Genomic DNA, 25,375 nt, shown 5'->3' on the forward strand with positions numbered 1-25,375 from the left:
GAATAATGGGAGAAGGTGAGCGTAAGAATGGATCACTCAATCTTTGCAAGCTCGTAGGTGAGGGCGTCCTTCCGCCTTGCTTCCCGGAGGGCTATCCTCCGGGCTTCCTCAACATTTTCCGCCTCGACGACAAGGGTTTTTCCGTGGTGTTCCCCGCCGTAGAGCGTGAGCTCCCACTTCATATTCCCACCGTATCTATTGTCAGGCTGTCAAAGGTTTATAAATCTAACTCACCGACAGCTGTCGAAGAGACAAAAAGAAGAGTCAGGAAGAAAGCCTTGCCCCAAAGACCCTAAGGGCTAAGACAAAGACAAAGCTAACCCCAACTATCACTGGATTGAGGGTTGCTGAGATAATGCCGAGTGCCCCCGCAAGTCCCCTGACCTCTTTTCTCTGGTGCTTTCCAAACCAGCCGGTCAGCGCTATTGCGAGGAGGTACATCACGAGCAGTGTTGCACCGAGGTCGTAGAGCACCTGAAGGGCAGTCATCGCGGTCCAGTGCTTGACTGTTATGATGAACATCTCCGGGTGCGTGAAGTAGATGTACGGCCCAATGTATCCCGCGAGGGCGTACTTGACCGCGTTCATCGCCGTCTTCCAGAAGTCTCCGCCAGCTAATGCTGAACCGGCGTAGCTCGCAAGTGCAACAGGGGGAGTAACGTCGGCAAGGATTCCGAAGTAGAATACGAAGAAGTGTGCCGCCAGCAGTGCTATTGGAGTTGCAAATCCTGGAACAGGGTCTGAGTACGGGTAGAGACCCTGGACGGCGTTGAATATGGCCGGAGCCGCAACTAAAGAGGTTATGATGTAGTTGGCCGTCGTTGGAACGCCCATTCCAAGGATGAGGCTGAAGACCATCGTGAGCATCAGCAGGAGCCAGAGGTTGCCCGCTGTGAGGTCAACGAGGCGATAGCCGAGACTCGTGACGAGGCCGGTCATAGTGAGGACACCCTGTATAAGGCCTGCGCTCGCCGCCGCAAGCATGACGCTCGTGCTCGTCTTTCCAGCGTCTATCATGGACTCGTAGGTAGCCCGGTACATTGCCCGCCCATCTTCGCTCTTCGAGTACCAGCCGATGATGAGGGAGAAAATTATGCCGAAGACACCACTGAGCAGGAGTATCTGCTCCTTTGTCATTCCTATGTACTTGGTCAGGGCTATGAAGAGGAGGAAGAGTGCCGTTATGTAGAACTTCTCGTTGAACTCGACCTTGTCGCTTATGAATCCTACGGCAGCAAGTCCGAGGAGGATCATGAGCGAGAGCCCAGCGACAGGGGTGGCCAGGGTTTTGCCCGTGAACATCAGGGTGGTTGCGAGCAGGACAACAGCAACGTAGAGCCCCTCGTGGCCCTTTATGTTGTCCTTTGAAATCCAGGCAACCCAGATGGCCACGCCGAGGGATGAAATTGCCGAGATGTGCGGCGGAATACCCCAGACTAAGGCGACGGTGATGACAACTATTGGCAGGAGAATGTAGAGCTTCCTTATGAAGTAGTCAAGGCCTGAGAAGTGCTCCCGCGGCATTCCCTTGAGGCCGAGTCTCTTGGTCTCGAGGTCAATGAAGAGGTAAACGCCTGCGTAGTAGACGAGCGCCGGGATAACGGCGGCTATGATGAGCTTGTTGTAGGGAACCCCAAGGAACTCCGCCATGATGAAGGCCGCAGCGCCCATGATCGGTGGCATTAGCTGGCCGCCAGTTGAGGCAACGGGCTCAACGGCACCGGCTATTTCAGGTGGATAGCCTTGCCTTCTTCATCAGCGGTATGGTGAAAGTTCCTGTAGTCAGGACGTTGGCGACGCTTGAACCGCTCACCGTTCCCATCAGGCCGCTGGAGATGACGGCGGCTTTTGCCGGTCCACCGGGTCTCGAACCGAAGAGCGTTATCATGAACTCCGTTATGTAGTCGCTTATGCCTATCTTCAGCAGGAAAGCGCCGAAGAACACGAAGGCGAAGACGTATATCGTCATGACGAAGAACGGTATGCCGAAGATTCCCTCGTCGAAGTAGAGTTGCTGAGTAAAGCGTATCCAGTCAAACCCTATGTTGTGGATGCCGTAGGCGAGGAACACGACAACGACCGCTGGAAGAACCCATCCAAGAACCCTCCTCGTTGCCTCGAGGACGAGGATTATGGCTAGGATTCCAAAGATGACATCGGTGGTATAAACGTCGGCAAACTCGGCGTACCTCTGATAGACGACGAAGAGATAGAGAGACGAGATCGCACCGAGTATGGCCAGAACATAATCGTACCACTGAACCTTTTGAAGGTACTTCTCCTTTCGCCTTATTGGGTAGAGCAGGTAGGTGATTATGAGTATCATGGCCAGGACGAAGGCCTCGCCCTGCTTTGTCTGGAAAGTCGCCTGGAGGATTCCGATCCTTATCCCCATCTTCTGGAACATGTCGTAGAGGGTGTAGTTGAAGTTGAAGATGAACAGTATTTCGTAGATACCTATCAGGATCGCGGCTGTTTTAACGACGTTATCGAGCATTGGGGGAAGAGTTCTAATTCTCTCTATAACGACTTCCTTGGCCTTCTCAAACTGTGGCGGTTCTTCACCCATTATCAGCACCTCCCAATCGCAGTCAGCAGTATAGGACATGATTTGATCTGAAACTTAATCAATGTATCGGAGCGAGGAGCAAAGGCAAGGGAACCGTCAACCGTTATGTTAGCTTGGTTTACCGGGATGAACCAGTAGTCAAGGCTCTTTCCGAGATAGATGTTGATCCTCTTCTCGTACCAGCTCCCGTTCCAGTCCTGGAAGTCCTCTGGAAGGCCAGCACCGAAGTCCTTCCACTTCATGCCAGTTGCGTAGATGCCACTCCGGTTTACCACCAGCGTCTCTATCACCTCACTCCGCTCCACGCTGTGGATGTACTCTATCGTTATCTCGTGCTCACCCAGGGGATACACCTTCTCGGCCTTCCCATCCGTTATCACGAGAACACTCCTCTCAGCAACAGAGAAAACCAGTAAAATCAAGAAGAATGTCAAAAAAAGAAAGGACTTCCTCAAATACCTCACCCATCACGGTTTAAGCTTGTCCGGGACCTTTATGCCCTTCTCCTCGTAGAACTTAATCGCTCCTGGGTGGAGCGGGATGCTCATACCATCGAGGGCCGTGTCGAGGCTTATGTACTTGGTCTTGGCGTGTACCTTGTGAAGCTCGGCGAGGTTGTTCGGGTCGAAGAGTATCTTGGTCATCTGGTAGACGACGTCATCTGGAAGGTCGGCGCTGACGGCGAGGATTGCCTTAACGGCAACGGTCGGGGTGTCCTCAGTCATGCCGTTGTAGGTGTCCTTCGGAAGAACCTGCCTGACGTAGAATATGTATCCCTGGTCATGGAGCTTGTTGAGGATGTCGTCCGGAATCGGGAGAACCCTGACCGGGGTCTGGACGGCTATCTGGTTAACGGCCGGGGTTGGGGCACCGGAGACGATAACAGCGGCATCTATCTGGCCGACCTTAAGGCTCTGAGCGGCCTCGCTGAACTTCTGGTTGACCTTCTGAATGCTGTCCCAGACGCCAGCTGCCTTGAGTATCTGCTCGGCGGCAACTGCAGTACCGCTTCCTGCGGCACCTATGGCAACCTTCTTACCGGCGAGATCCTGGAGAGACTTAATGTCGCTGTCCGCCCTTACGACGAACTGGATGGTCTCAGGGTAAAGCGCCGCGACACCGCGTATGTTCTTAACGGCCTGTCCTTGGAACATGTAGAGGCCGTTGTAGGCGTAGTAGGCTATATCGTTCTGGAGAATAGCTGCCTGAGCCTTTCCTTCGCCGATGGCCTTGGCGTTGGTAACGCTGGCACCGCTCGTAACTGCCTTGGCCTTTATACCGTTCTTATTGAGTATCTCGGCATACTTAGAGCCAAGCGGGAAGTAGACACCGCTGGTTCCACCGGTGTAGATTGTAATGGTTCCGCTGTACGTTGCCTTAGTTTCGGAGGAGGCTGTTTCACCCCCTCCACCAATGCAACCGCTGGCCACAAGAGCAAAGACCAAAAGGGCCACGAGGCCTAGAGCTTTCATCTTCATTTTCTCCACCTCATTCTTCATTTATGTTCATTCAAATATGCTAAAGTGCATTTCAGAACATTTTTATCTTGGAGCACGGTTATATACTTTACGGTTGTAAACTTTTACGCGACTGTAAATCAAAAAGACTCACAATTTTTCGATTTTTTCCTGGAAATTTTTCTATGATACCATTTTATTTAGCAAATAAAACTTCCCTGAAAAACTCCAAAAAGGAAAGCAATCTTTACATTCAGAAAGAAGAGTGCATAAGGATGCATTTTTCTAACTATTGAAAGTGTTAATAGGGAGAGTGTTCTTCTCAATCACTCCTCACTATTATCTCAATTTTCTTGCCTTCACGGTAGCCCTTCATCGCTGACAGCATGCCCTTTATTGTCTTCTCTACGAGCTCCTGAACCCAGTCCTTCATGGGAAGAACCTGTCCGTCTATCTTGACAATGACTTTCGGCTTCTGGCTAAGGACAACGCAGTCCTGGGTGGTCTTTTCGCCTCTCACTATCATCCTCGCCATCTCAGCACAGCGGAAGCCGCAGAGGCCGCAATCAATGTTAGGGAGCATGAAGGCCTTCTCTTCCACTAGGTCTGCGAGTTTTTCTGGCTCTCTGGTGGCATCGATAACTGGGAGGCCTTTGATTTTGGTTATCTCCCTCGATGCAACAACTCCGCTAACCGCTATGGCAAGTCCTTTGTCAAGTTCTTCGACTTCTTCTGGCGCTCTAGCACAAACTACCCTCGGAACGTGCTCCACAGACTTGAATCCCTCAAGGAGCAGAAAATCAGCGCTGACCATTGAGAAGAGCGCGTTTATGTCCTTGGCTTTGAAGAGAATGGCATCAGTATCCTCTGCCCTAACCAGAACGGCGTCGGCCACTCGGGAAAACCGCCAAGTGTCAGTGCCTTTCCTGTCGAACTCCGCGTGCATGCTCTTCGCTATTGCCACCCTGTAACCCCTCTCCTTGAGAACTCTGGCGACGGCCTCTACTGTGGTCGTCTTCCCGCTCTTCTTGTAGCCCACAAACGCTACCGCTCTCATCGCAGGCACCTCACAGGAGCGTTATCCAGTTCATATCGTCTATCTTCACGATAAGCTCCCTCGCCTTATTGCCTGCGTAGTCAGTGACGTTCTTGAGCAGTATCACTTCTTCGTCGAAGTCCTCAAGAATTCCCGAAAAACTGATCTCGCTTCCAATCCCTACAGCAACCCTCTGTCCCTTCCAGCGCTCGAGTGTTTTATCAAGCAGGTACTGTTTCTCACTCATGGTTTCTCCCCCAATCCTGCACATGACTTGGGCTTTTTAACTTTCGTGTTCTCCACAAAGCCTATAAATGTCCCTTCCCCAGGCTGAGGGGTGGTATCATGAGACTGATCGTTAGAGGTAAGCACATCAGGGATTCCCTCGCCGCCGAACTGCGGAAGGAAGGGATAAAGTTTGAGGTCAGGGAGAGGCTCGGCTACGACGGCTTTATTGGCTACATGCTCACGGGGACCATTGATGAGATCGAAAAGACTATTGAAAGCATTGAGGGCGTTGATAAAGAGGCTTTGAGAGAGGGCTTCATCTCATTTAAGGAGAGTGTGAGCCACATACTTGAGCACCTGAAAGTTGGGGAAGAGGCTGAAAAGCTCCTTTCTGAAGGGGCTTGGGTTGGAGACATTCTCGACCAGCTCCACAGGGCCGGAGTGCTTGATTACGATGGAAAGACCGTTAAGCTCAGGGAAGGCACTGATCCATCTTCCATAAGGTTCGAGTTTAAGTTCCCGTTCAACATCGTCCACAATCCTGAAGAGGCTGAAAAGGTAGCCAAGCAGTTCGTGTTTACGGACCTCCTTCCCGAGTACGAGTTTGAATTCCTGGAGCTGGACATAGCTAGGATAAACAAAATCGGCTCAATAGCGGGCAAGTACTTCCCGGAGGAAGTTCTACTCAAGGCTTACTTTGCCCTCATAAGCAGGGGCATCCTCGCGGAGGAAATCCTGAGAGTTCTAAAGGACAGGAAGATCCCGGAGGAAGAACTTGTGAAAAACTTCATGAGGGCCGCTCCAATGGCGATACCAACGCCCAGGGGAACCCTTGTGATAAACTACTCAAAGGAGGCCATAGAGGAGACACTCAAGCTCCTGAAGAAGCTCGGGTACATCGAAATAAAGGGAGGAAAAGTCAGGAAGATCAGGGAAATGGGAGAGTGATTACACCCTCGCCCTCTCAAACTCTTTTTCTCTGCTCAGAGGCTTCGTCGCGTCAATTCCCCACTTCGCCGTAAGTCCTTTCTCAGCTGAGGGGTCGAGGGAACTTCCCCTAGCGTTCGGAACTATCACCAGGTCCCTGTCCGGCTGGAAGCGGGTAGCTACCGCCCACTCGACTTCTCTGTCATCGTATATGTTTATGTCTTCATCGACCACTATAACCCTCTTCAGGCTCGGGTGGCCGGCGAAAGCGGCTAAAATTGCGTTCTTTCCGTCGCCCTCGTGCTGTTTGGTTATCGAAACGACGGCGTGGAGCCACATTGCCCCGCCTTCGGTCAGCCTTACCCCGTGAACCTTTGGCACGACTCTCTTCACGCTCGCGTATATCTGGGGCTCCTTTGGAAGGCCCATCAGCATGTAGTGTTCATAACCGCCGGAGAGCAGGGCGTGGAAGATGGGATTTTCAACGTGGTACATCTTCTCAAACACTACTAGCGGTTGCTTCCTGACTATATCGTATGTCCCGGTTATGTCAACGAAGGGTCCTTCATCGACGAGCTCCGGCGTTATCTTGGCCTCGAAAACGAACTCACTCTCTACCGGAACTGGAATCCCGCCAAGGTCTATTACTTCGAGCGGTCTTCCAAAGGCCATTTCGCTCATGGCCGATGCTATCTCCAGCTCGCTAACCCCATAGGCCGTGCTCACGGACCCGGCCAGGAGGAGGTGTACTGGGTTGCCAACCACTATCCTAATATCTAGGTCTTCTCCCCTCTCGGCCTTCTCCTTCCACATTGAGTAGAGATGCCTCGGAACGAGCCTTATAGCGGCGCTTTTCTCATCGCGCACCATCATCCTGTGGAAGGACACGTTAACAAAGCCGTTATCGTCCTTCGCTATGACCATAGCCGAGGTGAAGTACTGGCCGCCGTCCCTGGGATAGTACTTGGGTATTGGGAGCTCCTTGAGGGAGAAATCCCCAGTTGGGTTCTTAAGGAAGGGAGCGTCCTCAGCCATTCTGTAAGGCCTCGGGTTCTCCATTGCCTCCGCTATCAGGTGGATGAGCTTTTCCCTCGTGGTGTTGAGGTAAGATGCTATCCTCTCGCGGGTGCTCCAGATGTTTCCAGCAACCTTCCAGCCCTCTACGTCCTCAAAAAGAACAGGCCTGTCGGGATATTTCAAAAGATAGCGGGTTATCTCCAGCTCTTTCTTTACGGGCTCCTTGATAACAACCAGGTCTTCAAACCGTGAGAGTATCTCCCCCAGCATGCTATCACCATACCAACTTCCAAAAGGTCTATAAAGCCTTTTTCTAAACTTTCGGCGATTGGCCATGCCCATGGTTGTCCTGCGGATTCCAGATGGCTCAGCACTGGTGTACATAGAGAAAGCTGACCCGAGCGTCTACTTCAAGATCTATGACCTGCTCACCTACAAGAAGGACTACGGGAAATGGGAGAAACCCGAGAGCCTCTACGACCCCTACGAGAAGACGTTTCCCGTCGGCCTTCTACCCAGGGTGAAAAAGTTCCTCAACAGCAAGGGCTACCGCGTTAGGATAAAGGACGAGAGGCAGATACGCGGCGAAAAGCTCAACTCAACCTGGAACGAGAAGTTCCAGATGAGGCGCTACCAGGGGAGGGCCGTCAAGAAGGCACTGAAGGAGAAGATGGGCGTTCTGGCTCTCCCTGTCGGGAGCGGAAAGACGATAGTCGGCCTCAGGATAATCCATGAGCTTGACCTCTCTGCTCTTATAGTCGTCCACACCAAGGAGCTCCTCTACCAGTGGGCGGAGAGGATTGAGGAAGTCCTCGGGATAAAGGCTGGCATCGTGGGAGACAACAAGTGGGAAGAGGGCCCGGTGACCGTTGCCATGATACAGACCCTCCTGTCGAGAGGCGTTGATAAGCTCCAGAGGGACTATGCAATAGTCCTCTTCGACGAGTGCCACAGGACTTCAGCAGCTGAAAAGTTCTACCAGCTCGGCATAAGCCTCCCTCAGGTCTACCGCTTCGGCCTCTCGGCAACTCCGTGGAGGCGCGTAAGGGGAGAGGAGATCAAGATTGAGGCGGTGGTTGGACCGATAATCTACGAGGTCAAGGCCGAAGACCTCATAAGAGAGGGCTTTTTGGCAAAGCCAAAGTTCGAGATCATAACCTACGAATCAAAGATGCCTTCCTTCAGCGAACGCTACAAGGAGCTTTATGAGGACATGATCATGAACAACGACGAACGGAACAGGGCGATAGTGAAGAAGGCCGTCGAACTCGCCAAGAAGGGGCACAGGGTTCTCATAGACGTCAGGAGGATTGAGCACGGAAAAATTCTGAAGGAGATGCTGGAGAAGGAGGGAGTCAAGGCCGAGTTTCTAAGTTCCCAGAGCCTGAACCGCTGGGAGATACTGGAAGCGTTCAAGAACGGCGAAATTCCGGTCTTAATCTCGACCCTTCTCAAGGAGGGCGTTGACATACCGGAGATATCGGCTATAATACTTGCCGGCGGCGGAAAGAGCGACATAATGACGATTCAGACAATAGGGCGTGCGCTGAGGCCAAAGAAGGGAATGAAGGCCCTTATAGTTGACATCGAGGACGACGACCCGCTCCTCTACACGCACTTCATAGAGCGTCAAAAGGCCCTCAAGCAATACTACGGGAAATACTACGACAAGGGAATGGAGTTAATATTCGAGGAGAAAGTCCCCAAAAAGCGCCGCTCTCGTTAAGGCCCTTGAATAGCGCTCAAAAATGTCTCTCCTGGCCTTTTTGATGCCCTTTTCATCACCTTCGAACCCAATCCCCGGGTACTCTATGTGCCACAGTACCAGCCCCTCAGGCGGCGCCGGCGGTATTTTTTTCACATACTCTCCTGAAAGCATACTTTCAACTTCTTCAGCTTCGAGAAGGCCAAGCCCGCAGAAGCGGAGGGCATTTACAATTCTCCGCACCATCTCCCACAGGAAGCTTTTTCCCTGGACTTCAATCACGATGTAGCCCTGCCTCTCGACGATTTCAACTCTCTCGACTTCTCTTATTGGATCTCTCCCTGCTTCGAGCTTTGCGAAGGCCGAAAAGTCATGCCTCCCAACGAAAAGGCTCGCACACTCCCTCATGGCACTGAGGTCGAAGCCCTCATTCACTAGATAGTAACGATAGGTCTTTGACCTCGCCCAGAAGCGCGGGTGAAAATCATCGGGAACCTCAGCAACACCGAGAACCCAGACGTCGCTTAGATGGTGGTTGAGAACCTCCGGACGGGCAAGGTCTGGCCTCCCAGATGGGACGAAGGAGACCACGTTGAAGAATGCAGATACCCCTCTATCTGTTCTTGAAGCCCCCTTGAAGTCGTTTTCTTCTGGACTGTCGATTATCCCAAGCTTTTGTAGAGCCTTAATTAACTCGCCCTCAACGGTCCTTACGCCTGGCTGGCGCTGGAAGCCGTAGAATGCACTCCCGTCGTAGGCCACCCTCAGTGCGAGCTTCATGGCATCCACTTTTCGGGAACGGTATAAAATGGTTTTCCTTGACACCCTGGCAGAGAACTTGATGTTTGTAAAATTCAATCTGGAATAGATGACAGAGATATCTGGAAAAAGTTGATAAACACTGTCGCACAGGTAGAACCGGTGATGAAAATGATAGTTGATATCGAGATAATGGCAAACCTTGAGAACTTTGAGATAATGAAGGCCATCTTCGAGAAAAGTTTGGAAAGGGAGAAATCATAGATAGGGCTCCGTGTAGAGCGGCCTCAGGAACAGCTCGAAGGCCGCAACTGGCATCTCAATGCCCCACTTTTCCAACACCGCCGGGTGTATCTCCCCTATGACTCCTATCACTTCTCCGTTGACGATGATCTTACCAACCCTACCAGGAATGAAGCTCGGGTGTTCTGCTTCCTCAAGTCCATACTCGAAGCCGAGGTGCCGCATAACGCTGTCTAGGATTTCTTTTGCCTCCGTGAATGTCACGCGCGGATGAGCTAAAGCAACGGCCAGCTTGCTCTCGCTGACCGTCTTCGTCTCCCTGCTCTCGTCTATGAGAGTCGCCTTCCCCACCTCGAAGAGCTTCTGCGGGTACTCCTCGTGGGTGTTCTGGCTCAGGAAGTCGAGAAGGCTCGGTATGAGCCAGTTCCTAAGGGCAGACCACTTCGGGCTTATCGGGTTCTCTATCTCCACGAGCTCAGCGGGCGGGTGGCTGAAGTAGTCCTTTCCAAACTCCAAGTTCATCCTCTCGTACTGGGCCTCCCTGTTCGTGAGGTTGAAGGTCATGACCTCCTGAAGGCCAAAGCCTACCATAAGCTCCCTAACGGCGTCCTCAAACTCGACGAACTTGTCCCCTCTTCCCTGAACAGCGAGCTTCGGCTCCTCAGGTTCGATCTCGTTGTAGCCGTAGGCGATGAGAACGTCCTCAAGAACGTCCCTCGCGTGCATTATGTCGTCGCGGAAGGCCGGATAGCGGAGCTTTGCCCTTCCATCCTCAAGCTCGACCTCATACATCATCCTCTCAAGGAGCTCTTTAATCTCCTCGTCGCTCAGGTCGAGACCAGCCAGCTTTCTGATGTAGTCGAGCTCGACCTCGAACTCCTTAGGCGTTAAGTCGGGAGTCTCTATCTCGAAGTCAGGATAGACGACCTTGACGCTCTTTATCCTTCCACCGCGCTCGGCGAGAGCTGTGACGACGACGTTAAGGGCAAGCATGACTTTATTCAAGTCCCAGCCGGTTATGTCGACGAAGACGTTCTTGGTCTCGGTGGTGACCCTTCCTGTGGTTTCTGAGTTGATCACTGGAGGCATCGAGAGAACTTTGCCCTCGCTGTCCACGAGGAGCGGATAGTAGGGCTTGTCCTTTATCAGGTGTCCGTACTCCCTGCCCTTCTCGTGCTTCTCAAGGATTTCCTCAAGCGTCATCTCCTCGTCGTAGCCGAGCGGGATAAACTTCTCGGTCTTCTCGGCGGCGCAGTAGTATATCGGCGGCTTGACCTTGTCGAAGTCGAAGATGCCTATCGCGACCTCCCTTCTCCTCCTTCCGAAGGTGAGTGCTACCTTCTCCTGAAGGTTTATCATCTGTCTCAGGGCTTCCTCATCGATGTTCAGGCCCTCAACGATGGCATAGACACCGTAGGGCCTTATGTCCTTCAGCTTCTCGTCAACGTAAACGACCACGTCGCTTTTTTCAACCTCGTACTCCGGCAAACCCTTCTGGAAGCCAAGGGCGAAGCGCACCTGCCTCGCTATTCCCTCAGCGCTCCAGAGGTCGGGCCTGTTCGTGTCCTTTGAGTCAGCCTTGAAGTAGATTTCACCGTTTTCTTCCCAGACGTCGTCCAGCTCACATTTGGCGTAGAGGAAGAGGTCTTCCCACTCTTCGACGCTGAACTCTTTTCCAACGAGCCTCTCAAGGTCGCGCTTTGAAACGTCGAACTTCGGCATGAACATCACCTCAAAACATCGTTCAGAGGAATTGCCTCATACTCACCAGCGTGGGCTAGCAAATCCTTATCATTGGTTACTATCGGAAGCCTCAGCGAGAGGGCGAGTGCAACGAAAGGAGTATCCCTCTCATCAAACTCTCTGCATATTCTGTAGGCTTCATTTATAAAGCCGCGGTACTCGGAAAGCGGATGAAAAATAATCCTCCCTAGGAGCTCTTCTCTGAAGTGAGCTAATTCGGGCTCGGTTATGCCTCTTTTTTTGGCTTTTTTCTCAATGACTCTCCAGTACTTCTCAAGCTCTCTAAGCATATAATCAGGAGCGTGGAGCGGTATTTCGGTTGTAAGCAGGAACCCTCTTAGCTTCGAGTTTTTAGGTATGAGGGCGGAGATTATGACGTTAGTGTCCAGGATTACTCCAGCCCTAATTCTTTCTTGAACTCCCACCAAGCCTCATCCCTCGCCTTCTCTATCGCCTCAATGTCCTCCTCGTCAATCCCGAGCCTCCGCACGATGTCCTCAATGAACTCCATCCTCGCTCTCTCGGCCTCAATAGCCCGCTTAATCTGGAGCTCTACAAATTCCTTTCTCACGCCCTCTGGGATCTGGACAACAATCTTGGGCACGGGCATCACCCCTGGCTTTCAACGGCCTTTTACTACTCGATCACCTCACCACACCAGCCTCGCTTCTCTCAACCAGCGCAGGTCGTAGCTGAAGAGGTAGCGGATGTCGTCTATTCCGAGCTTGAACATGGCTAACCTGTCAATTCCTATTCCCCAGGCTATCACGGGTACGTCGATTCCAAGGGCCTTTGTCATTTCCTCCCTGAATATTCCTGCACCTCCGAACTCGACCCAGCCGAGCTCCGGGTGGTAGGCGCTCATCTGGACGCTCGGCTCAGTGAACGGATAATAATCCGGAAGGAACTTGACCTTCTTCGCCCCGGCTATCTCGACGGCGAAGCGCTTGAGTATTCCAAGGAGATGCCTGAAGTTGAGGTCTTCCCCAACTACGAAGCCGTCTATCTGGTTGAACTCTATGAGGTGTGTCCTGTCGAGGACATCGGGCCTGAAAACTCTCTGTATCGTGAAGTATTTGCCAGGTATTTCAACGCCCTTAGCGAGCTGTCTGGCGTCGAGTGCTGTTCCATGGGCGCGAGGCATAAGGAGCATCGCCCTCTCCGGCGACCAGACGTAGCCCCAGCCCCTTGAGCCAGTATCGCCGCCGTGCTCGTGCGCCGCCTTTACTCTCGCCACGAGCTCATCCTCAGGTAAAGAGCCGACCTTCGGGTACTTGAGCTGGTAAGTGTCAGTCCACTCCCTTGCCGGGTGGTTCTGCGGCTGGAAAAGTGCATCGAAGTTCCAGAACTGGGTCTCTATGAGGCTGTCAACGGTCATCTCGATGAAGCCCATCTCTATGAGCCTTCTCCTTATCTTGTCGAGGAAGGCCCTATACGGTTGCTTCTTGCCCGGATAAATCCTCCTTACGGGGGCTGTTATGTCGAACTTCCTGAACTCAACTTCCTTCCACTTGCCGGACTTTATGAGCTCGGGTGTAAGGACTGAGACCTCTTTCCTAAGCTCAAGGCCTTTCTTAACGAGTTCCTCTCCCTCTCTGGTTATCTCGGCTTCCCTCTCAGTGATAACATCCTCCTCGCCGATCTTTCTCCTCTTCAGCTCTTTTACCGGTACAAGCTTCTCGATTTCCTTAACCGGAACTTCGCCCCTCCCGGCGAGGAGTTTCAGGGCCCTGTCAATGGGTCTTTCTGAAGCTTCCCTTCCATTCTCTGTTATCTCTAGAACTAGTTTTCCCTCTTCCTTCCTCACGTTTGCCCAGCCTTCCCTTCTGAGAAGGCCAACGATGGGCTTCAGCTCGTCCTCGCTGAGAACATCCTTAAGGTCGTCAAGCGTTACTTTACCCTTCTCGCGGAGAACCTTCAAAGCCCTCCATTCTGGAAGGCCGATTTGAGCGTACTTCTTTCCGATCTCGGTGAGCTTGACAACCCTCTCGCTCCTCTCGTGGAGTTTTGCGAGCCCCTTTGCCTGGAGTCCGAGAAGGGCGCGCATCACCGCGACCTGTTCGAGACCGCTCTCCTTTACAAGCTCCTCAACCTTAGCCCTCTTGAGCTCTGCGAGCTTAATGAGTGTGAGCTTTTCCTGGTAGCTTAGCTCCATACTGCCACCTCCCGGTGTGAGTGAGAGGGAGAACTTAAGAGAATTGCGGTTAGGAAGTCTAAGATAACTGGAATGCCGAGCCTCAGAGATTCACTAAAGTGAGAACAATAGGGGAGGAGAAAAAGAAATTATCCCTTGTGCGGGAAGAACACTACCTTTCCGGTCTTTCCAGCGCGCATAAGCTCGAAGGCTTCCTCGAACTCCTCGAAGCCCTTGTACTTGTGGGTGATTATCGGGTCGAGGTTCAGCTTACCGCTCTGGATGAGGCTTGAGACGGTGTACCAGGTCTCCCAGAGATGCCTTCCGGTTATGCCGTGGACTTCGAGGGCCTTGAAAATGATGAGGTTGTTGAAGTCTATGGTTACCTCTCTCGGGAAGAGGCCAAGGAGTGAGACGCGTCCTCCGGGTGTCACCGCCTTGAGGCCCTGTTCAAGGGCCTTCGGGGCACCGCTGAACTCGAGGAAGACTTCAACGCCCGCTCCGTCGGTTACGTCCATAACGAACTTGACAGGGTCTTCCTCAAAGGGGTTGACGACGTAATCGGCCCCGACCTTCTTGGCCAGCTTTCTTCTAAACTCGCTCGGCTCGCTGACTATGACTGGGTAAGCGCCGCTCGCCTTTGCTACGGCTATACCTAGAAGGCCGAGAGGACCAGCACCGGTGATGAGGGTGCTCCTTCCAGCAATCGGGCCTGCAAGAACGGTATCGACGGCGTTTCCAAGCGGCTCCTGAAGGGCCGCGTACTCCGGCGGCATGTCCTTCGGGTTCTTCCAGGCGTTCTTGGCCGGGACTATGGCATAATGAGCGAAGACGCCATCCATGTCAACGCCGAATATCTTGGTGTTCTGGCAGACGTGATAGCGGTTGTGCCGGCAGGCATAGCATTTACCACAAACGATGTGGGTTTCAACGCTGATGTAATCCCCAACCTGGAGGTCTTCAACGCCGGGACCAACCTCGACGACCTCCCCGGCAACTTCGTGACCCATTATCTGGGGCGGCTTTATCCTGCTCTGTGCCCACTCGTTCCACTCGTAGATATGTAAATCAGTCCCACAGATGCTCGTTGCGAGTACCTTGATGAGGACTTCTCCCGGCCCGGGCTTTGGGACGTCAACTTCTACAAGCTCGGCGCCGTAGGCCGGCTTAGTTTTCATAATAGCCTGCATTTTCTCGGCCATAGCGATCATCTCCTTAACCTTACAATCACAGTCTAAACAGCTTGAGATATAAACCTTTTGTGTTCATGCGTTCAAGGTTATTCTTTAGGGGACATATGTGTGTAAAATTTCGAAGATTATCTGTGGAGAAAATCGGAAACCTTATATCCCATAAACTGCACACTAATGGCTAGAGGGATAGGGATGGCAGTGATCGTCGTGACAGGACGAGGTGGGGCTGGAAAAACAACGACAACGGCCAACTTAAGCTCTCACCTCGCCATGAAAGAGTACCGCGTTCTGGCGATTGATGGAGACCTTTATCTACCAAATCTCGGTTTTCACTTTGGTCTGGACGCCGTGAAGTATTCTGTGCACACCCTTATGAAGAACCCAGATATAGACCCAGAATGGGCAATATACAAGCACAGAGAGACCGGCGTCTATGTAATGCCCGGAAGCACCCAGCTTCAGGACGTTCTGGGGATATCCCCGCGAAAGCTCGTGGATGTTATAGATAAGGTTCGCTACAAGTTTGGAGTGGTTTTCATAGACTCTCCAACAGGAGTGCCTTTTGATACACTCCCAACTTTTCAGCTGGCCAACTACCAAATCATAGTTGTCGAGATAGAGCGCTCTCCAATATACTCTTTTGAAGTCATGGTTAAAAACGAGATTGAAAAGCTCAAAGCCTTGGGAGAGAGGTACAACCTCAACATTGGGGTGGTTCTCAACAAAGTCCGTGAAAGTGAAGATGTAGTTGATGAGATTATAAACGCCATTGAAACCGACCTCGATGTGCCGGTGTTGGGGTGGGTGCCCTTTGACTCAAATGTTCCAGCCTCCGTAAATGCAGGTGTTCCAATAGTTAAATACATGCCAAACAGCGATGCTGCGATAGCCTTTAAGGAGATAGGCGATGTTCTTGAGGAATGGATTTTTGGCGAATAACCGGGGGTGTTAAAATGAACATTGAAGAGCTTGTTGGTAGGGTGGCAAGCGGCGAAATTAAGCTCTACCAGGTCGAGAAGTACACGAACGGAGACAAAAAGCTAGCGACTGAAATAAGGAGAAAGGCCCTTGAGAAAAAGCTCGGGATAAAGCTTGAGAACATCGGGCACTACTCAATAGACCCTAACCAGGTCATAGGAAAGAACATTGAGAACATGATCGGCGTCGTCCAGATACCGATGGGTGTCGCTGGGCCGCTTAAAATTAACGGTGAGTACGCGAAAGGGGAGTTCTACATCCCCCTCGCCACGACTGAGGGGGCATTGGTTGCAAGTGTTAACCGCGGCTGTTCTGCCCTGACTGCTGCTGGAGGCGTTAAGACGACCCTGATAGACGACAAGATGACGCGCGCGCCACTTCTCAAGTGTCCTGACGCGAGGAGGGCAAGGGAAGTTGCAGAGTGGGTAAAGGACAACCTAGACTACCTCCAGGAGAAGGCCGTCTCAAAGGTCACCAGGCACGGGAAGCTGAGGGGTGTTAAGCCCTTTATCGTGGGCAACAACCTCTACCTCCGCTTTGAGTTCGAGACCGGCGATGCAATGGGTATGAACATGGTCACGATAGCAAGCGAGGAGATAATGAAGGTAATCGAAGAAGAGTTCCCCGATGTCAAGTACCTTGCGCTCTCCGGTAACCTCTGCGTCGACAAGAAGCCCAACGCAGCGAACTTCCTCCTTGGGAGGGGTAAGACCGTCATTGCCGAGGCCGTGATCCCTCGGAAGATCGTTGAGGAGAAGCTGAAGACAACGCCTGAACTCATAGCCGAGGTGAACTACCGCAAGAACCTCGTTGGTTCAGCGCAGGCGGGCTCGTACGGTTTCAACGCCCACTTCGGAAACATCGTCGGCGCAATATTTCTCGCTACCGGACAGGACGAAGCCCAGATAACGGAAGGATCACACGGTATAACTCTCGCGGAGGTAACTCCGGAGGGGGACCTCTACATCAGCATCACCATGCCGAGCCTTGAGATTGGGACAGTTGGTGGGGGTACAAGAGTCCCCACGCAGAGGGAGGCTCTCTCGATTATGGGCGTTGCCGGAGGTGGAGACCCGCCGGGAACGAATGCCAAGAAGTTCGCAGAGATAGTCGCTGGAGCAGTCCTCGCTGGCGAGCTTTCCCTGCTGGCGGCGATAGCGGCGAAGCACCTGGCAAAGGCCCATAAGGAGCTTGGACGTTAGATTTCTTCTTGTTTTGGTTTTATTCTCACAACTTTGACTATTTTAACGCTCTTCTTTGCAAAGGGATCGTATGAGAGAACCTCAATGCCTTTGAGATAGAGAAAGGAGAAGGGGTAGTCGAGTGCAAGATATATCAGAAGAGTTAGAGCAAGCAGGAGAAGTAACTGAAGGAAATAGTTCCCAGTATTGAGGAGGGATGAAAGAAGAAGACTGCCGAGAAAGCTTATCGCAAAGTTTATCTCGGAACGATGTTTGTACCTTCTCCCGCTGATTCTCTTTCCACCTATTACCCTAAGGAGTGCCTCGAGCGCTTCCCTACTCTTCACATTAAAAAAGAGGGTAAATTCGGGTTTGAGCCCTTCCTCGAGTCTAACTGGAGCCAGTGGAGCGGCCAGGTAGAACATCCTGCTCATTCCGTCGGTTAGCTCAATTATTTCAACTGCTTTTCCCGAGTAGATCCTGTCCGAGTAAGAGGCGAGAGTTTCGGGGTCGGGTTCAAGAAGCCTGACGAACTCAACTCCAGCCATTTTGAAAATCGTCTCAATCTTTGAGGCGCAGGTTGAAAGAACATCACACCTAATTTGCGCGTACATCACGTATTTTTTGGGCTTCCCAGTGGGAAGAACTCTGTGGAACTTTTCACCAGTCTCCATCAATCGAAATACTACTCCAGATTTTAAAAGCGTTGTGTTCTGAGTGGAAAAAGCTAAACCTAAAAACATTCCATGAGATGTTCAGAGGGGGATGATGAGCAGTTTCCCTCACTCCGACCTGTGACGAGGAGCCGATGCTCTGACCCTCTTCTTCTGATAACCCCTGAGCACTCCACCGAGAAGGCTGAGAAAAAGTCCGATAAAGAGGAGCAGGTTGTTTATCTCGGAGAGTGCGTGATAGTAGTAGCCGACGTAGAACAGGATCCCTATGCCAGCCAGAACTAAAGCCCCGGTCAGGATAGATCTTCTTGAATCCCTACCAATTATATCCTCTGCCACTTTTGAGAGGCCTTTCTCCCTCTGAACAAGGAACTCATAAGCTTCTCTGCACTGAAGTTCCTCGATCTTGCCAGGAACAACGTAAATAACGGAATAATTGCCTGCAGTGGCATTCAGAACGGTTATTACCTCTGAAGTCTGAGCGACCTGAAAGAGAGCACCGGTGAGAGTCTGGGTGTCAGGCTCGAAAAGTTTGAGGTAGCCATTTATGTCAAGACCTCGAGGTTGATCGTCCATTATGCAGTAGAAGACGATAAACCTGGCTTTCATTTCCCTCACAAAAGAGGATGGGAGAAAAAGGGCTTAAAAACTTCAGCCCGCTATCTCCTGGATCTTCTTCCTTACGAGGGAACTGACGAGCTTTCCATCGGCTCTTCCACGGAGCTTCGCCATTGCCCTTCCCATTATCATTCCCATGGCCCCCATGCCCTTGGCTCTGATTACTTCAATGTTCTGCTGGATAACTTCATCGATGATCTTCTCGACTTCTTCCTCGCTGAGGAGCGTCAGCCCCTTCTCTTCAGCCACCTGATCTGCAGTCTTCTCCGGGTGGAGTGCCAGCTCCTTGAATATCTCCTCAAAGGCCTCCTTCGCTATCTTCCCTTCGAGGTAGAGCTCAAAGGCCTCCCTGATGTGCCCGTCGGTAATGTTTTCGATCGGGACTTCCTTCTTGAGCCCCTTGAGAACAACGACGAGTATTGAGGCCGCTAATGACGGTTTAACTCCTTTCTTTACCAGCTCCTCGAAGAGCTCATCGCGCTCGTCGTTTACCAGGGTCTCCGCTAAGCTCCTGTCGATCTTGTACTCTTTGACATAGCGCTCTACTCTCTCCTGCGGGAGTTCAGGCAGGTTTGCTTTTATTCTCTCCTTCTCCTCCGGCGGGATGAATATTGAGGGTATGTCGGTTTCGGGGTACATCCTCGCCTTCCCTGGGAGCGGGCGCATGTACTGGGTGTTGCCGTCGGGTAAAGCCCTCCTTGTCTCCTCCGGAACTCCTTCAATGGCTTCTCTAGCCCTCTTGACTACCTCGCGGAGCGCGTTCTTGGCAGTCTCTTCCTCAGCGGCAACCAGAACGAAGGCGTCATCCTCGCCAAGACCAAGTTTTTCAATAACAGCATTAACCTCTAATTCTGTAATTCCATAATTAGGTAATTCGTCGATGTGGAATATTCCTTTCACGTACTTCTTGGCTCTGTCGGCCATCTCCGTTCCGAGCCTTCTTCCCGGCTGAATCTCCTTTCCGATTAATCCGCGGAACTTAGGGAGCTTTACCGCGAGAACCTTGCCGCCCTTCTTTATCGTCCTCACGATTATCTTCGATTCCGTGTTCTGGAAGATCTCCGTCACGTCGTGGAACTCCTCCTTGATGTCCTCAGGCCTAACGCCTCTCTTCTTCAACTCGTCCCTTATCTTAAGCAGGTTAAGCTGTCTTTCAACTTCCCTCTCTATGATGAGCGGGATCATATCAAGCTCCTGGACACCCTTTATCTCGACCCTCGCTCCTCCCCTGATCGAGACGTTGAGATCCTGCCTGATGGTTCCCAGACCGCGCTTGACCTTTCTGGTGGCCCTCAAAGCGTCGCCTATGTACTTGGCCACGACCTTAGCCTGCTCCGGGTGGTGAATGTCAGGGGTAGTGCTTATCTCGACCAGCGGAATTCCAAGGCGGTCGATGCGGTAGATTACCTCCTTCTCCTTCCTCTCGACGATTCTACATGCATCCTCCTCAAGGCACACTGTTGGGATTCCAACGCTTCCCCAGGGGGTGTCAACCTTTCCGTTTACAGCCACTATCGCCGTCCTCTGGAAGCCGGAGACGTTTGAGCCGTCTATGACTATTTTCCTCATGAAATGAACTTCATCGACGGGCTTGGCGTTGAGTAGGTAGCTTATCTGGAGGGCAACCTCAAGGGCCTCTCTGTCCGGCCCCCTCGGTGGCTCCTCGTCCATGTAAACGAGGTCGGTAAGCCTGTAGTTGCCCTCGTAGATGTACTTCCTTCCCTTCTTGAACTCCTCAAGGGCAGCAGGGTCAATCTCTCCCAGTTCGCTCATCGTTGGCCTTAGTCTCCTTTCAAAGGTGAAGTCAACCTCCTCGGTGAGCTCGCTCGGGACGGGTGAGAAGAGCTTCTTGGTGTCGAGCTGTCTGTGTATCTCAAGGCCGACCTTAAGACCGAGTTCCTCGTAGTTGAACTTATCGGCCATCATCATCACCTCAGGAACGTGTCAAACCTTGTGTAGGGTGTTATCTCGCCGGCGTAGTTGGTCAGCATCATTCTTCTCACTTCCTCAAGGTCGTCCGTGTGCCCAAGAACCCAGCCGAGCTTGACGTAGGCAGTCTCAGGGAGCATGTCCTCGCAGGGTATAACGCCCGCCTTTAGGAGTCTCCTTCCGGTCGAGTAAACGTTGAGGTTTACCCTTCCGTAGAGGCACTGACTCGTCATGCATATCGCTACACCGTTTTCAACGGCCCTCTCAATGGCTGGAATCATATCGTTTGGCGTGTGGCCGAGGCCTGTTCCCTCAAGGACGATTCCCTTATATCCCTTGTCAACCAAGAACTCAAGAAGCTCGCTGGTCACGCCTGGGTAGATCTTGAGTATGGCTACTCTCTCCTCGAACCTGTCGTCAACCTCAACCTCGCCCTCGCTCCTCTTCCTGTAGTCGTCCCTTAGATACTCGATCTTCCCTTCCGGCCAGACCTTCGCTATCGGTACGTCGTTGATGCTCCTGAAGGTGTCCCTCCTGCTCGTGTGCATCTTCCTGACCTTGGTTCCGCGGTGGGCGAGGCAGTAGGTGTCGCTGGTTTCTCCGTGCATAACCACCATAACTTCGGCAACATCGCTAACTGCCATCCTCGTGGCGCAGATTAGGTTCATCGCCGCGTCGCTGCTCGGTCTGTCGGAACTCCTCTGGGAACCCACGAGAGCTATGGGCTTTGTGAGGTTCTTGAGCATGAAGCTTAGTGCAGCTGCCGTATAGCCCATAGTGTCCGTTCCGTGGGCAATAACGACTCCGTCTTCGCCGGAGTTTAGCGCTTTAGCTGTTTCGTGAGCTATTCTCTTCCAGTACTCTGGTTTCATGTCCTCACTCATTATATTGAAGAGAAGTTTTGGCGTTATGTTCGCTATATCGAATATCTCAGGGACTGCCTTGGCAAGCTCCTCAGCGGTAAAGGCGGCATGAACGGCACCGGTTTTATAGTCTATCCTGCTCGCTATCGTTCCGCCAGTTCCGAGAATGGTAACGCTCGGGAGACCCTCTTTCCTTGGCAGAACCTCCTTGAACTCCATCTTCGGGGCTTCTTTGGCCCTCTCAAGGATCTCGATGTCCTCTATCGCGTCTATCAGGATGCCAATATTGTAGCCGTTGTCGAGCTTGATCGTAAGCGTCTCCCCCGGAGAAAGCTCGTAGGGTGGCATAACAAGGCCCTCGAAGGTTATTCTCTCGTCGCCTTCCCTCTTGACGACTCTGACGAGATCTCCAACACCGAGGCCGTGCTTCTCCATGAACTCGTCAACTTTTCTCCTCATCTCCATCCCCGTCCAAAGTCTATCGAAGACTATAAAACGCTTGTGAATGGGCTTTTAAGATGTTTCGTACTATATCAATCGGTGATGTTGCATGAGCATAGAGGAGATCGTAGAAACTATAAGGGAGGAACTCGATGAAAAGGATCTCCTGCGGGAGGAGGCACTTAGAATAACCAGGGAGATAGTGCGCCTGAGTGGGGATACCGTTAAGGCGATCCATCGGGGGGATATCCCCACAGCCAGAGCCCGCTTTGAGGAAGTTGAAAAGAAGGTTGAAGAGCTGAAGGAGAAGCTTAAGGATCATCCCGATCTATACTATACCGGGTATGTTCAAACGGCTCATCAGGAGTTCGTTGAAGCGGCTCTTCTGCTCAGTTACGTGATGGGCAAACCGTATCCAACACCCTGGGAGCTGGACGTCCCCAAAGCAGACTACGCCCTTGGGCTGGGGGACTTCATAGGTGAACTCAGGAGGTATTTTCTTCTCAGACTGCTGGAGGGGGACATAGAGGCTGCTGAGAGAGCATACCGTGAAATGGAGAACGTGTACAACGCCCTGATGACCCTCGAGTATCCAAAGGGCCTCGTGAACATCAGGACGAAGCAGGATCAGGCCAGGCACATACTTGAGAGAACCCTTGAAGACTTAACGAGGGCCAAGTTGAACAAAAAACTTGAGGAAAAGCTGAAAGCGGCGGTCGGTGATGAGTGAGAAGCTTTTTGAGAAGCTGGCCGAAGTGCAGAGAAAGCTAGCTAAAAGGGTAGTTGAGAGGCCGTTGGATCTCTCGGCGGTTAAAACAGTCGGCGCGGTTGATGTCTCCTATCGCGGGGAATCCGCAAGGGCCGCCTTCGTCCTCTGTTCTTTTCCGGACTGTAAGCTGTTAAAACACCGCCTCGTTGAGGTTGAGGTGAGCTTTCCCTACGTGCCGACTTTCTTCTTCCTCAGGGAGACCCGGCCGGTCCTCGTAGCCATCGGGAAAGAAAGGCCCGATGTCCTTCTCGTTGAGGGACATGGGAAGACGCATCCGAGGGGGTACGGACTGGCCTCACACATCGGCCTTGTTCTCGGAATCCCGACGATCGGAATTGCCAAGAGACTGTTGAGGGACAGTCCAGAAGGCTCGTGGGCTAGGGTTGGGAAGGCATACGTGAGCGTCGGGCATCTGATTGACCTAACATCCGCCGTTGAGATTGTTAGAAAGCTCAATGCGGGCGGCTATCCAAAACCGATCACAATAGCCGACAGGCTCTCAAAAGGCCATCCCACTACTTACGTTCAATCTTAAACCTCGGCTCTTCTATCCATTCCGATTTACACCGGGGACACCTGGAGGGAACTTTTATCTCTGACTTGAACACAAAGCCGCAGTTCCTGCACTCGGCGGGCTTTATCAGGAGGACTTTCCCCTCCCTCTTCACTATCTTCTGGATCGCCCTCAAGTCCTCGAGGATTACCTTAATTGACCCCTTGCCCCTGAGATCAAGCGCCCTGGCTAGCTCGCTGGGGGAGTAGTCCCGCTCCTCCAAAAGGCTTATTATCCTCTCCCTTCGAGTCGGCATGGGGGTAGTTTGGAGCTGGAGATAAAAAGCTTTAGGGTGTGGGAGTATGATAATCGAGAAGGCCAGCGAAGTGCTTGAGAAATACCAGCTCTGCGACCACTGCCTCGGCAGGCTCTTTGCGAAGCTCGGAAAGGGTACTAACGAGAAGAGGGGGAGGGCAATAAGGTTCGTTCTGAATATGGAGCGCTCCAAAGAAGGCCTTCCTTCCTTTGAAAAGCCAGCGGAATGCGAGCTTTGCCATAACGTTTTTGACTGGATTCCCGGCCTAATCGAGAAAATAAAAGAAGCAGCGGGGGAGGTAGAGTTTGACACTTTCCTCGTGGGTTCTAGGTTTCCGGATGAGATCCGGGAGAAAGAGAAGAAAATCTGGGAGGAGTTTGGCATAGAGACCGCCGAGCCAATAAACCGCGAGTTCAACCGCGAGCTGGGGAAGGCCTTTGGCAGGGCAACCGGGAAGGAAACATCGAAGAACCCCGACGTTGTTTTCATAGTCGAGCCTTACTCCGGCAAAATCGAACTCCAGATAAACCCCATCTACATCTACGGTCGGTATAGGAAGCTCGTCCGGGGGATACCTCAGACACCCCACCCGGACTTCGAGGAGAGCGTCGCCTCGATAATCTGCCGCCCCTTTTCCAGGGCAACCGGCGGGAAGTGCGTCTTTAAAGGAGCTGGAAGGGAAGACGTTGACGTTAGAACCCTCGGCAACGGGAGGCCGTTCATCCTGGAGATAAAGCGCCCGAAGAGGAGGAAGATCAACCTTGAGGAGATAGCGAGGGAAATCAACGCGAGCGGGAAGGTTGAGGTGCTTAACCTGAGGTTCACCACCCCAGACGAAGCTGAGAGAGTTCTCTCGACGCCGCACCGAAAGGAATACCTTGCCCTTGTGCTTGTGGAGGATGGTGTTACTCCTAAAGAAGCGGAGGAAGTTGCTAAAAAGCTCACCGGACTTGAGATTTACCAGAGGACACCCTGGAGAGTCAGGAAGGCGAGGACCGACAAGGTAAGGGTGAGGAGAGTCCACCACGCTGAGGCAAAGTGGAGAGATGAAAAGCACTTTGAGCTGAGGCTCGTTACCGATGGCGGCCTCTACATCAAAGAGCTCATCTCTGGGGACAAAGGAAGGACGAAGCCGAGCGTCAGCGACCTTCTCGGCAAGCCGGCGTGGTGTGAGCGGCTCGACGTTCTGAATGTTCTCGATGATGAACGTCCAGAGGGTTCTTCTGAAACCAGGTGAAAAATTTATAAACGCTCCGCCAGAGCCAATACTGATTCCCGGGCAGGGTTAGTTGGTAAACTGGTGCGAAAAGAGCGATCCCGGGAAACTCGTGAAAAGACTGGACTCTCCCTGTGGGAGTTGCTGGATTGAGTGATTAAAGACACCCGTGAGGTGATTGGAATGGTTAAGAAGGCGCACAGCTTCAGGAGGAAGACGAGGGGTAAGCTCAGTAAGCACCCGAGGAGAAGGGGCCTTCCCCCACTTACTAGATTCCTTCAGGAGTTTGAGGTCGGGCAGAAGGTTCACATCGTTATCGAACCGAGCTACCACAAGGGCATGCCCGACCCGAGGTTCCATGGAAGGACGGGAACCGTCGTCGGCAAGCGCGGAGACGCTTACATCGTCCAGATAACCGACGGCGGCAAGGTTAAGACATTCTTCATACACCCCGTCCACCTCAGGCCCCAGAAGGGATGACTATGATAGGCAGGAAGAAGCTCGAGGAGCACTACATTACCATAGCGGAGGCTAAGGAGCTCCTCGAGAGAAGGCACGCCGAAGGTCTTGCCGAGAACCCGGAGGAGCCGATGTTCTACGAGGCCAGGGTTAGCCTTGAACATGCCGAGCGCTTCGCAAAGCTGAAGCCCGAGCAGGCGAGGGAGCTCAAGGAGAAGCTTATGGGCCTCTTTGACTGGATAGACGAGAGGATAGCTGCAAAGCTCGTTGACATCCTGCCAGAGGACTACCTTGACATCCGTGTCATCTTCGCGAAAGAGGACTACATGCCGACTCCCGAGGAGGCCAAAGAGATCATTAAGGTTATTGATGAATACCGGCCTCTCGACTGACCTCTTTTCTTTTCCCTTGAGGAAAGTATAAAAAC

General features: G+C 52.4%; 26 protein-coding genes and 1 pseudogene. 9 read left to right on the forward strand and 18 right to left on the reverse strand.

What is annotated here, in order from left to right:
- Nucleotides 1-32: 32 nt before the first annotated feature.
- From A0127_RS10570 to A0127_RS00480, 6 genes and pseudogenes are all read right to left on the reverse strand, one after another.
- Entirely contained in the window at nt 33-182 is a 150-nt protein-coding gene (locus A0127_RS10570) for a hypothetical protein (protein WP_197463585.1), read from the reverse strand.
- A gap of 82 nt (nt 183-264) precedes the next feature.
- Nucleotides 265-2,569, reverse strand: a pseudogene (locus A0127_RS00460) (TRAP transporter permease).
- A 2-nt stretch (nt 2,570-2,571) separates the two neighbouring features.
- A complete protein-coding gene (locus tag A0127_RS00465; protein WP_331710446.1) occupies nt 2,572-2,949 on the reverse strand; it encodes a DUF1850 domain-containing protein in 378 nt (125 codons plus the stop codon).
- A gap of 87 nt (nt 2,950-3,036) precedes the next feature.
- Nucleotides 3,037-4,047 carry a TAXI family TRAP transporter solute-binding subunit gene (locus A0127_RS00470; protein ID WP_062386449.1) on the reverse strand — a complete coding sequence of 337 codons (1,011 nt, stop codon included), beginning with the start codon at nt 4,045-4,047 and terminating at the stop codon, nt 3,037-3,039.
- 301 nt (nt 4,048-4,348) lie between these two features.
- Nucleotides 4,349-5,083 (reverse strand): molybdopterin-guanine dinucleotide biosynthesis protein B, encoded by a 735-nt coding sequence (gene mobB, locus A0127_RS00475; RefSeq protein WP_062386451.1) that lies wholly within the window; start codon nt 5,081-5,083, stop codon nt 4,349-4,351.
- A 10-nt stretch (nt 5,084-5,093) separates the two neighbouring features.
- A complete protein-coding gene (locus A0127_RS00480; RefSeq protein ID WP_011249884.1) occupies nt 5,094-5,309 on the reverse strand; it encodes an LSm family protein in 216 nt (71 codons plus the stop codon).
- Between the two features lie 98 nt (nt 5,310-5,407).
- On the opposite strand from A0127_RS00480, the gene A0127_RS00485 reads away from it, so the two are divergent.
- Nucleotides 5,408-6,238 carry a hypothetical protein gene (locus A0127_RS00485; protein ID WP_062386454.1) on the forward strand — a complete coding sequence of 277 codons (831 nt, stop codon included), beginning with the start codon at nt 5,408-5,410 and terminating at the stop codon, nt 6,236-6,238.
- Here the strand turns inward: A0127_RS00485 and A0127_RS00490 are convergent, their stop codons facing one another.
- Nucleotides 6,239-7,504, reverse strand: a complete 1,266-nt coding sequence (locus tag A0127_RS00490; protein WP_062386458.1) for a UbiD family decarboxylase — start codon at nt 7,502-7,504, stop codon at nt 6,239-6,241.
- A gap of 70 nt (nt 7,505-7,574) precedes the next feature.
- On the opposite strand from A0127_RS00490, the gene A0127_RS00495 reads away from it, so the two are divergent.
- Entirely contained in the window at nt 7,575-8,960 is a 1,386-nt protein-coding gene (locus A0127_RS00495) for a DEAD/DEAH box helicase (protein WP_062390797.1), read from the forward strand.
- Here A0127_RS00495 and truA read toward each other — a convergent pair.
- The 6 genes from truA to tdh form a co-directional block, all read right to left on the reverse strand.
- The gene (gene truA / locus A0127_RS00500; RefSeq protein ID WP_062386461.1) at nt 8,916-9,719 is read right to left on the reverse strand and encodes a tRNA pseudouridine(38-40) synthase TruA; all 804 of its coding nucleotides are present in this window, start codon (nt 9,717-9,719) and stop codon (nt 8,916-8,918) included. The genes A0127_RS00495 and truA overlap by 45 nt on opposite strands.
- 237 nt (nt 9,720-9,956) lie before the next feature.
- Entirely contained in the window at nt 9,957-11,663 is a 1,707-nt protein-coding gene (gene pheT / locus A0127_RS00505) for a phenylalanine--tRNA ligase subunit beta (protein ID WP_062386464.1), read from the reverse strand.
- A gap of 5 nt (nt 11,664-11,668) precedes the next feature.
- Nucleotides 11,669-12,109: a putative toxin-antitoxin system toxin component, PIN family gene (locus A0127_RS00510; RefSeq protein WP_231855773.1), complete on the reverse strand. Its 441-nt coding sequence runs from the start codon at nt 12,107-12,109 to the stop codon at nt 11,669-11,671.
- Nucleotides 12,076-12,294 carry a hypothetical protein gene (locus A0127_RS00515; RefSeq protein WP_054841162.1) on the reverse strand — a complete coding sequence of 73 codons (219 nt, stop codon included), beginning with the start codon at nt 12,292-12,294 and terminating at the stop codon, nt 12,076-12,078. Before A0127_RS00515 ends, A0127_RS00510 begins: the two co-directional genes overlap by 34 nt.
- 39 nt (nt 12,295-12,333) lie before the next feature.
- On the reverse strand, nt 12,334-13,839 hold the full coding sequence (gene pheS, locus A0127_RS00520) for a phenylalanine--tRNA ligase subunit alpha (protein WP_062386466.1): 1,506 nt from the start codon (nt 13,837-13,839) through the stop codon (nt 12,334-12,336).
- A gap of 128 nt (nt 13,840-13,967) precedes the next feature.
- On the reverse strand, nt 13,968-15,020 hold the full coding sequence (tdh, locus tag A0127_RS00525) for an L-threonine 3-dehydrogenase (RefSeq protein ID WP_062386470.1): 1,053 nt from the start codon (nt 15,018-15,020) through the stop codon (nt 13,968-13,970).
- 183 nt (nt 15,021-15,203) lie between these two features.
- Here tdh and A0127_RS00530 point away from each other — a divergent pair, with 183 nt between their 5' ends.
- Together A0127_RS00530 and hmgA are read left to right on the forward strand one after the other, a co-directional pair.
- Nucleotides 15,204-15,950: a MinD/ParA family ATP-binding protein gene (locus A0127_RS00530; RefSeq protein WP_062386473.1), complete on the forward strand. Its 747-nt coding sequence runs from the start codon at nt 15,204-15,206 to the stop codon at nt 15,948-15,950.
- A gap of 14 nt (nt 15,951-15,964) precedes the next feature.
- Nucleotides 15,965-17,191, forward strand: coding sequence for a hydroxymethylglutaryl-CoA reductase (NADPH) (gene hmgA / locus A0127_RS00535; protein ID WP_062386476.1), 1,227 nt, complete (start codon nt 15,965-15,967; stop codon nt 17,189-17,191).
- On the opposite strand, the gene A0127_RS00540 is transcribed toward hmgA, so the two are convergent.
- From A0127_RS00540 to gatD, 4 genes are all read right to left on the reverse strand, one after another.
- Nucleotides 17,188-17,844 carry a hypothetical protein gene (locus A0127_RS00540; protein ID WP_062386479.1) on the reverse strand — a complete coding sequence of 219 codons (657 nt, stop codon included), beginning with the start codon at nt 17,842-17,844 and terminating at the stop codon, nt 17,188-17,190. The two genes, hmgA and A0127_RS00540, sit on opposite strands and share 4 nt — an antisense overlap.
- Before the next feature lie 108 nt (nt 17,845-17,952).
- Nucleotides 17,953-18,462: a hypothetical protein gene (locus tag A0127_RS00545; protein ID WP_156471129.1), complete on the reverse strand. Its 510-nt coding sequence runs from the start codon at nt 18,460-18,462 to the stop codon at nt 17,953-17,955.
- A 33-nt stretch (nt 18,463-18,495) separates the two neighbouring features.
- A complete protein-coding gene (gene gatE / locus A0127_RS00550) occupies nt 18,496-20,385 on the reverse strand; it encodes a Glu-tRNA(Gln) amidotransferase subunit GatE (protein WP_062386485.1) in 1,890 nt (629 codons plus the stop codon).
- Between the two features lie 5 nt (nt 20,386-20,390).
- The gene (gatD, locus tag A0127_RS00555) at nt 20,391-21,713 is read right to left on the reverse strand and encodes a Glu-tRNA(Gln) amidotransferase subunit GatD (protein ID WP_062386488.1); all 1,323 of its coding nucleotides are present in this window, start codon (nt 21,711-21,713) and stop codon (nt 20,391-20,393) included.
- Between the two features lie 91 nt (nt 21,714-21,804).
- Here gatD and A0127_RS00560 point away from each other — a divergent pair, with 91 nt between their 5' ends.
- Nucleotides 21,805-22,425, forward strand: a complete 621-nt coding sequence (locus A0127_RS00560; protein WP_062386491.1) for a translin family protein — start codon at nt 21,805-21,807, stop codon at nt 22,423-22,425.
- Nucleotides 22,418-22,999: an endonuclease V gene (locus A0127_RS00565; RefSeq protein WP_062386495.1), complete on the forward strand. Its 582-nt coding sequence runs from the start codon at nt 22,418-22,420 to the stop codon at nt 22,997-22,999. The genes A0127_RS00560 and A0127_RS00565 overlap by 8 nt, the downstream gene beginning before the upstream one ends.
- Here the strand turns inward: A0127_RS00565 and A0127_RS00570 are convergent.
- Entirely contained in the window at nt 22,980-23,273 is a 294-nt protein-coding gene (locus A0127_RS00570) for a transcriptional regulator (protein ID WP_062386500.1), read from the reverse strand. The genes A0127_RS00565 and A0127_RS00570 overlap by 20 nt on opposite strands.
- Nucleotides 23,274-23,319: 46 nt before the next feature.
- Here A0127_RS00570 and A0127_RS00575 point away from each other — a divergent pair, with 46 nt between their 5' ends.
- The 3 genes from A0127_RS00575 to A0127_RS00585 all read left to right on the forward strand — a co-directional run bounded on the left by A0127_RS00575 (nt 23,320) and on the right by A0127_RS00585 (nt 25,340).
- Nucleotides 23,320-24,510 (forward strand): tRNA pseudouridine(54/55) synthase Pus10, encoded by a 1,191-nt coding sequence (locus A0127_RS00575; protein WP_062386504.1) that lies wholly within the window; start codon nt 23,320-23,322, stop codon nt 24,508-24,510.
- A 162-nt stretch (nt 24,511-24,672) separates the two neighbouring features.
- Complete coding sequence (locus tag A0127_RS00580; RefSeq protein ID WP_011249853.1) at nt 24,673-24,969, forward strand: 50S ribosomal protein L21e; 297 nt, start codon at nt 24,673-24,675, stop codon at nt 24,967-24,969.
- A gap of 2 nt (nt 24,970-24,971) precedes the next feature.
- Nucleotides 24,972-25,340, forward strand: coding sequence for an RNA polymerase Rpb4 family protein (locus tag A0127_RS00585; protein WP_062386507.1), 369 nt, complete (start codon nt 24,972-24,974; stop codon nt 25,338-25,340).
- Nucleotides 25,341-25,375 lie beyond the last annotated feature (35 nt).

The sequence above is a fragment of the Thermococcus peptonophilus genome, from assembly GCF_001592435.1.
Taxonomy (GTDB): domain Archaea; phylum Methanobacteriota_B; class Thermococci; order Thermococcales; family Thermococcaceae; genus Thermococcus; species Thermococcus peptonophilus.